We start from the raw sequence: 1,697 nt of genomic DNA, 5'->3' as shown, positions 1-1,697 counted from the left end.
AACTGAACGACCTACGGCAGCCGCAATGCGGTGACCTAAAGCGGGCGGTTGCCACCATGGAATGGTTAGTCGTGAAGAGGCTCACGGGCTACTAGCCAGCTAGTAAAAGGTATCAAACTCCGTCTAGGTGAATAACGAAGCTCCATAAGAACTCACTACAAAGGGACTACTAGTCAGCTAGTAAGGAACACCAAAACTGGTCTTTATAAACCGTAAACACCCCTTAGGATTTACGAAACGCCCCATAACTACTCAACTTATCTGCCCGCAGTACCTGACCCGTGGACTGAAACAGCATATAGTTTACTTCTACCGAGGCATGGTACTCGATTACCGCATTTCGCCAGAGGCGTTTGGTAACCTGATACGATCCCTGCGAGGAAACCTGCAATCGCAGGTGGTACGCGGCAGGTTCCTGCAATACTTGATGAAGCTGTTCGATCTGCCGCAACGAGGCCAGCGTGGATACCGGACTTTCAGTAACCTGTAAGTCGGTCCAGATTTTTGTCCCCGTTTGCTGATACGATGCGAGGGCCGTTTTCAATGCATCAACGGTTTGGGTTCGTTGCCGGGCCTGAAACATTTTTTCCGCTTCGTTACCTGCCCAGGTAGCCAGACGTTCGCGAAAGGCTTCCAGATCCAGATTCGTCTCCGTCGTGCGTTCCAGTAGCTGAGAAAGTTCCGATAAGGTTCGTAACACTACGGATTCCGATCCAACCCGAACAGGATATAGCCGTGGATAAAACAAAGTCACGGCAGCCTGACTGCCTTGCAGCTCTTTTTGCAAGAGAGCTACGGCGTCTTCTTCACTGAGCGTTACCGGCTGACTCCTGATTTCCACTTCTTTCCGAAACAACTGCACCAGTTCGGCCAGCGACTGTACTACGCCCGTGGCCAAAGCCGGAGCCGCCAGCCATCCCATACCCAAATTCTGACTTTGTGCCAGCGGTTTATTTTCCAGCAAGGCCCTCCCCTGCTCCAGCACTTCACGGGCTTGATCCAGAGTCGTTTGAATCGACGTATTCAGCGACTGAAGTTGCTGAAGTATCAGTTGATAATTGCTCAACGCCATTACATCCGATTCCTGATAAATAATGAGTCGTGTTCCTGCAGTCAGAATCGTCTGATTATCGGTGTACACCTGCCTCATCAGTACGCGTAACTGCTGATGAGCGGATTCGGTGATTTGCGGGAATTGTACGCCTTCCCCCACTAAAATACTTCCGTTGGGTACGGGCAGGGGGTTGGTGGGTCGCTCGCCCGTAAGCGTTCTGATCTCGGCTACCCGCGTTTCGGCGATGCGTTTTTCGGCTTCTACGCGTTCAGCCCGGGCTTTTGCCAGCGTAGCTGCCTGGCGGGCCTGCTTCAACTCGGCCTCTTCGGCGGGCGTAGTTCCTTCCATAATAGGTAGTCAGAGGTTAAAGAATAGGGCAGGTATTCCCACCAAACGATTCATTTTCCAAAAGAGCTGATTACGGTCTAGAGATACAAGTTTTTAGGAAGAAATAAGGCAGGCGATACTGATTTTGCCACTACCCGGCACAACTGGTTTTCTAGCCTGCCAAGCTTAATGAAACCCTTTGGAGCGACGCAGAACTAACAAACGTTTCCAACTTTCTACGATCTACTAACTCTTTTTCCACTCATCCCGGTAAAGTGACCACTCATCCCTGAAATATTAAAAAAACGGCCCTGAC

At 50.7% G+C, this 1,697-nt stretch carries 1 protein-coding gene; it reads right to left on the bottom strand.

Features of this window, described 5'->3' with window-relative positions; genetic code table 11:
* Positions 1-223: 223 nt before the first annotated feature.
* Positions 224-1,402, bottom strand: a complete 1,179-nt coding sequence (locus BWI93_RS20355; RefSeq protein ID WP_094814704.1) for a hypothetical protein — start codon at positions 1,400-1,402, stop codon at positions 224-226.
* Between the last annotated feature and the right edge of the window lie 295 nt (positions 1,403-1,697).

The organism is Siphonobacter sp. BAB-5385 (assembly GCF_002261125.1).
Taxonomy (GTDB): domain Bacteria; phylum Bacteroidota; class Bacteroidia; order Cytophagales; family Spirosomataceae; genus Siphonobacter.
This window is presented reverse-complemented; position numbering and strand designations above follow the sequence as displayed.

What these genes read in the sequence shown, in the direction of transcription:
- BWI93_RS20355 (WP_094814704.1), bottom strand. Translation starts at nt 1,402, where the DNA reads ATGGAAGGAACTACGCCCGCCGAAGAGGCCGAGTTGAAGCAGGCCCGC.